The sequence below is a fragment of the Hyphomonas sp. genome, from assembly GCF_041689225.1.
In the GTDB taxonomy this organism is placed as follows: domain Bacteria; phylum Pseudomonadota; class Alphaproteobacteria; order Caulobacterales; family Hyphomonadaceae; genus Hyphomonas.
In genome coordinates, this window is record NZ_JBDNGN010000059.1 from 1 (window position 1) to 5,635 (window position 5,635).

Here is a 5,635-nt window from a genome sequence, read left to right on the forward strand (position 1 = left end):
CAATCCGAAGTTCGAGGTGATGCGTCATGACGTGACATTTCCACTCTTCGTGGAAGTCGACCAGATCTACAATCTCGCGTGTCCGGCCAGCCCGATTCACTACCAGTTCGATCCGGTCCAGACCACCAAGACCAGCGTCCACGGCGCGATCAACATGCTGGGCCTCGCCAAGCGCACGCGAGCGCGCATCCTCCAGGCCTCGACGTCTGAAGTCTATGGCGATCCGGTTATCCACCCCCAGACCGAGGACTATTGGGGCAACGTCAATCCGATCGGGCCGCGCAGCTGCTATGATGAAGGCAAACGCTGCGCCGAGACTCTGTTTTTCGACTATTATCGCCAGCACAAGGTCGAGATCAAAGTCGCCCGCATCTTCAACACTTATGGCCCGCGCATGCATCCGAACGATGGCCGGGTCGTCTCGAACTTCATCGTCCAGGCGTTGAAGGGTGAAGACATCACGCTCTACGGCGACGGCAATCAAACGCGTAGTTTCTGCTACGTGTCAGACTTGGTGACGGGTTTGATTTCGCTGATGGGCACAGGGCCGGAATTTGTCGGCCCCGTGAACATCGGAAACCCGGGCGAATTCACGATCCGCCAACTGGCCGAGCGGGTTATCGACCTGACAGGATCCAAATCCCAACTCGTTCACCGTCCGCTGCCGCAGGATGATCCTAAGCAGCGCCAGCCCGATATTACGATTGCGCGGGACAAGCTCGGCTGGGAACCGACCGTCAAGCTGGACGATGGCCTGAAGCCGACCATTGCCTATTTCGAAGAAGAAATACGGGTCATGGGCTGACGCCGATTGACCAGTGGGCCCGGCAGGACTCGAACCTGCGACCAAACCGTTATGAGCGGTCCGCTCTAACCAACTGAGCTACGGGCCCTACTGACGTTCCCGTTTAAGCATGGCTTTCACCTGTGGCAATGGCGCAATTCACTGCTTCTTGGTTACGAAATTGCATTGATCTTGGCGATATACAGATTGAAACGCAAGACAGGGTCGGATTCGCATTGAATCGGCCGGATTCGTCTGCAAGGATGCCATTATGAAGCAGGTACTGGTGACTGGAGGAGCGGGCTATATTGGCACGCACACTTGTGTCGAGCTGCTTGCGCGCGGCTATTCGCCCGTTGTCGTCGACAATTTCGTCAACAGCACCCCGGCTTCGCTGGACCGGGTTCGGCGGCTGACCAATCACGAATTGCCATTCTATGAAGCCGATGTGCGCGACACGGACAAGATCACTGAAATCCTCACGAAGCACAAATGCGATTCGGTCATCCATTTTGCTGGCCTGAAAGCGGTCGGGGATTCTGTCGCCAAACCGCTTGATTATTACAGCGCCAATGTGATCGGTACGCATAGTCTGCTGACTGCAATGATGCGCGCTGGGACGCGGCGCTTCGTGTTCAGTTCCAGTGCGACAGTCTATGGCGAACCGGTCTTCTTGCCCTATACTGAGGGCCACCCTCTGAGCCCGACAAATCCGTATGGGCAGACCAAGTTGTCGGTTGAATTGATGCTCAACGACCTGGTTGAGTCAGGCGGGATGACCGATGTGGCGATCCTGCGCTATTTCAATCCGATCGGCGCGCATGCCAGCGGCGAGATCGGTGAAGATCCGCACGGCGTGCCGAATAATCTGATGCCCTATGTGGCACAGGTGGCAGTCGGCCGGCGCCCGGCGCTAAACGTGTTCGGCGATGACTATGACACGCCAGACGGCACGGGCGTGCGCGATTATTTGCATGTCGTCGACCTGGCGCGGGCGCATGTCCTGGCGCTGGAACGATTCGAACGCGAGCCCGGCGCGATCACTGTCAATCTTGGCACCGGGCACGGCACATCTGTGCTGGAATTGGTCGAAGCCTTCCAGGCAGCGAGCGGCCGGAAAGTCCCGATGAATATCGCCCCGCGACGTTGCGGCGATATTGCCGCTTTCTGGGCTGATCCGAGCCAGGCCGAAGCGTTGCTGGGGTGGCGGGCCGAATATGGCCTGGCCGAAATGTGCCGCGATCAATGGGCATGGCAGAGCCAAAACCCGAATGGCTTTGACCTAGCCTGACACCGCATTAAATTTCCGGACCGACGCAACGTTTGCCGTTTTGCGGCCTTAATCCTTTGGGAAACAGGGCTAACAACCAGAATGGAACTCCAGACATGCTGAATCAAAAAACACTGATCGCTGCGATGGGTGCCTGCATGCTTGCGCTTGCGCCGGCTGCCTGTGCGCAGATGCCAACGACCGCGAAGGGGGCTTCAATGGCCGAGATGGCGCATCCGATGATGAACCCGAATTCAATCCAGCCGGAAACCACACTGGATATTTCCGCCGAGGGTGAAGTGATGCGCGCGCCTGACATTGCGTATATCACGGCCGGTGTGCAGGCTGATGCCGAGACGGCCAGAGCGGCCATGCAGCAGCAGGCCAATGCCATGACGGGCGTATTCGATGCGCTGGCCAAAGCGGGTGTCGCGAAGAAAGACATGCAGACATCAAACTTCTCGCTGCAGCCGCGCTATACCTATGTCGAGATCGATGAAGGCAAGGGCCGCACGCGCGGCGAGCAGCGCCTGGACGGCTACACCGCCTCCAACCAGTTGATTGTGAAGGTCCGCAACCTCGACAATCTTGGGGCGACGATGGACAGCCTTGTCGCGGCGGGTGGCAACACGTTCTCGGGTATCAATTTTGCCCTCGACAATGACGATGAAGTGCGTGCCGAAGCCCGCCGCAAGGCCATGGAAAATGCGATGTCCAAGGCCAAGCTCTATGCCGGCGCGGCTGGCCTCAAGGTCGCCCGTATCGTGACCATTTCGGAAGGTGGCGATTATAGCCCACAGCCGATGGCGATGATGTCGCGCGGCAAGGAAATGGCGATGGATGCGTCCACCCCGATCTCGGGCGGCGAAGTGGGCTACACGGCCCGCGTCAACGTCCAGTTCGAACTGGTGAGATAGGCCAGATCCAACTTGAAGATGTAAATAGCGGCGGTTCCGGAAGGAGTCGCCGTTTTTTCATGCCTGATCGGTATCAGACGTAACCTTCGGCGAGCAGGTCTTTCATGTCGACGATGCCGATGGGACGACCGTCTTCCACGACGAAGGCGTTGGAGATGCGGTGTTCGCTGAGGCGTTTGATGACGACGGCGAGGCGTTCTTCCGGCGAGATGGTGCGCGGATCGGGCGTCATGACGGATGCGGCGTCGCCGCCGAGCTTTCCGGCCAACATGGCGCGGCGCAGGTCTCCGTCCGTGACCATGCCGACGATGCGGCCATCCACGCCCACGACTGCGACGCAACCCTTGCGGCCTTCTGAGACGGCGAGGATCACGTCCTGCACACCGGCGTCCGTTGTGACGATGGGGATATCGTCTGGACGATCAGCGACATAGTCGCCCGCCGTTTGCAACGACCGACCGAGTTTGCCCCCCGGATGGCGGCTGCCGAAATCTTCCCGGCTGAATCCGCGCCGGTCCATCAGGAGGATGGTGAGGGCGTCGCCAAGGGCCAGGGCCATGGTGGTGGACGAGGTGGGGGCGAGGCCATTGGGGCAGGCCTCGGCGACTGTGGGCATGTGCAACACGACATCGGACAGGCGGCCGAGGGTCGAGTCCGGCGCGCGGGTCATGCCGATAACCGGGATGTCGTGGCTGCGGCAGTAACGCAGGAGGTCGACCATCTCGCGGCTTTCCCCGGAATAGGAGATGGCGAGTACGACCGATCCCGGCGCGATCATCCCGAGGTCGCCATGGCTGGCTTCGGTTGGGTGCAGGAAGAAAGATGGCGTGCCGGTGGAGGCGAGGCTGGCCGCGATCTTCTGCCCAATATGGCCGGACTTGCCGACGCCCGCGACGATCACATAGCGATCCGTCGCCATGATGATGTCGGCGGCCCTGACAATGGTCTCGTTGATGCCTGCTTCGAGTTTCTCAAGCGCATCCCGCTCGATGCGAATGACATTGCGCGCGATATCGATCTCTGACTCGGTTTTCAAGGACGGCTCCCTAGAGGCTATGCGCACAGGCGTCTGCCCGAATGGGAGCATTGGTCAAGCCTTGGCAGCGCGGAACGGAGCGCCAGACTTATTGCGCGGACTGGCGGGCTTCGTATTCGCTGACCGAAAAGGCAGGCCGGCCTGCCGGGATGACAACGGTCGCACCCTCGAAACTGGTCGGGGTGGCGTCTCCCTGTTCGAATTCCTGATCTGCAATCGGACCGGCATCGGCCACCAGGATTTCCCCGGCCTCCTCGGCTTCTTTGTCATCAGTATTGGGTGCAAGCGCCGGTGCAGGCGCGGGCAGGGCCTTGAACTTGATGGCCCTCGCCGCGTTTGCCACGCTGAGGCGCTGGCCGTTGATCATTGGTTCTGCGGCAGCATTGGGGTCAGGCGCCGCGCTGCCGAAAGCCGAGAAAGCCATTTCGATATTGCGGCCGGGATCGGCTGGGTCATCCGGGATCTCGTAAGTGTGAAAGGCGGCCTCGACGAGAGCTGCGACATGGGCATTGCGCGACTTGGACGTGCTTCCGCCGAGCATGATGGCGATGATCCGGTGACCGTCGCGCTCAGCGGACGTCATCAGGTTGAAGCCCGAAGCGCGGGTGTAGCCAGTCTTGATGCCATCGACGCCGTCGACTGTCTCAAGCAGCTCGTTGTGATTCTTGTGGGTCTTGCCTGCCCAGCTGAAGCGCGGCTTGGAGAAATAGTGGTAGAATTCTCCGTGATTATCGAACATCGCTTCGGCAAGAATGGCCAGATCGCGAGCGGTGCTAACCTGACGGCTGTCGGGCAGGCCGGACGCATTGACGAACCGAGTGTTCTCGAGACCGAGGCTTTGGGCCTTGATGGTCATGAGCTGGGCAAATCGGGTTTCTGTGCGTCCGAGGCGTTCGGCGACAACGACGGCGACGTCATTGGCTGACTTGGTGACGAGCGCGCCGATAGCGTCGCTAACGGTGATGGACGAGTTCGGGCTTAGCTTGAGATTGGACGGAGCCTGGCTGGCGGCGAAGCGCGATACCATCAGCCGTTCGTCCAGCGTGACTTCACCAGCCTCCAGCGCATCGAACAGCATGTAGAGGGTCATGACCTTGGTCAGTGATGCCGGATAGCGCGCATCGTCAGCATTGCGGGCGTGAAGCACTTCGTGCGTGTCAGCGTCGATCACGATGGAAGCGTACTTCTCCGCAAAGGCCGCAGGCGCAAACAGTCCCGTCGTGACGAGCATTGCCGCAAAGGCAAGTGTTCTTAACACTGGGGCTAAAGCACGCTGTTTCATTATGGCCTACCTTCGAAAAAGTATTAACCCCGAGCCGACCGAGGTTTACGATAGAGTCGTCGAAATGCGTTGACCAGACCTTAACGCAGAGTTGGACATCAAATTTCGGCAATCTGAGCGTGACTGTGCAAAAACCGTGCAGAAGTGATTATGTTGCGGCGCACAAAATATGTTGCGCATGCGAGAAAATCGGCTATAATGTCGCACAACTCAGGAAAAGGATCCGACCATGGCCAAGTCACCGAACACCGCTCCCAAAGCAAAACCAGCCGCGACCGCGAAGGCCGAGGCCCACGCAGCCGGCGCTGCGACCAAAGCGCTCGACGGCGGCATGGCCAAGATCTCC

The 5,635-nt window shown here is 59.6% G+C and carries 5 protein-coding genes and 1 tRNA gene; 3 read left to right on the forward strand and 3 right to left on the reverse strand.

Annotated features, from left to right (window positions below; translation table 11 throughout):
* Window positions 1–805 (forward strand): UDP-glucuronic acid decarboxylase family protein (locus ACESNB_RS05105; RefSeq protein WP_373004814.1); only part of this gene is annotated, 805 nt, incomplete at its 5' end.
* A 14-nt stretch (window positions 806–819) separates the two neighbouring features.
* On the opposite strand, the gene ACESNB_RS05110 is transcribed toward ACESNB_RS05105, so the two are convergent.
* Window positions 820–893 (reverse strand) — tRNA-Ile (locus ACESNB_RS05110).
* Window positions 894–1,055: 162 nt separating this feature from the next.
* Here ACESNB_RS05110 and galE point away from each other — a divergent pair.
* Together galE and ACESNB_RS05120 are read left to right on the forward strand one after the other, a co-directional pair.
* Window positions 1,056–2,075: a UDP-glucose 4-epimerase GalE gene (gene galE, locus ACESNB_RS05115; RefSeq protein ID WP_373004817.1), complete on the forward strand. Its 1,020-nt coding sequence runs from the start codon at window positions 1,056–1,058 to the stop codon at window positions 2,073–2,075.
* Window positions 2,076–2,170: 95 nt separating this feature from the next.
* Window positions 2,171–2,971 carry an SIMPL domain-containing protein gene (locus tag ACESNB_RS05120; protein WP_373004820.1) on the forward strand — a complete coding sequence of 267 codons (801 nt, stop codon included), beginning with the start codon at window positions 2,171–2,173 and terminating at the stop codon, window positions 2,969–2,971.
* Window positions 2,972–3,044: 73 nt separating this feature from the next.
* Here ACESNB_RS05120 and ACESNB_RS05125 read toward each other — a convergent pair whose 3' ends face one another.
* The gene (locus ACESNB_RS05125; RefSeq protein ID WP_373004823.1) at window positions 3,045–4,007 is read right to left on the reverse strand and encodes an SIS domain-containing protein; all 963 of its coding nucleotides are present in this window, start codon (window positions 4,005–4,007) and stop codon (window positions 3,045–3,047) included.
* Window positions 4,008–4,095: 88 nt separating this feature from the next.
* A complete protein-coding gene (locus ACESNB_RS05130) occupies window positions 4,096–5,289 on the reverse strand; it encodes a D-alanyl-D-alanine carboxypeptidase family protein (RefSeq protein ID WP_373004826.1) in 1,194 nt (397 codons plus the stop codon).
* Window positions 5,290–5,635: the final 346 nt, after the last annotated feature.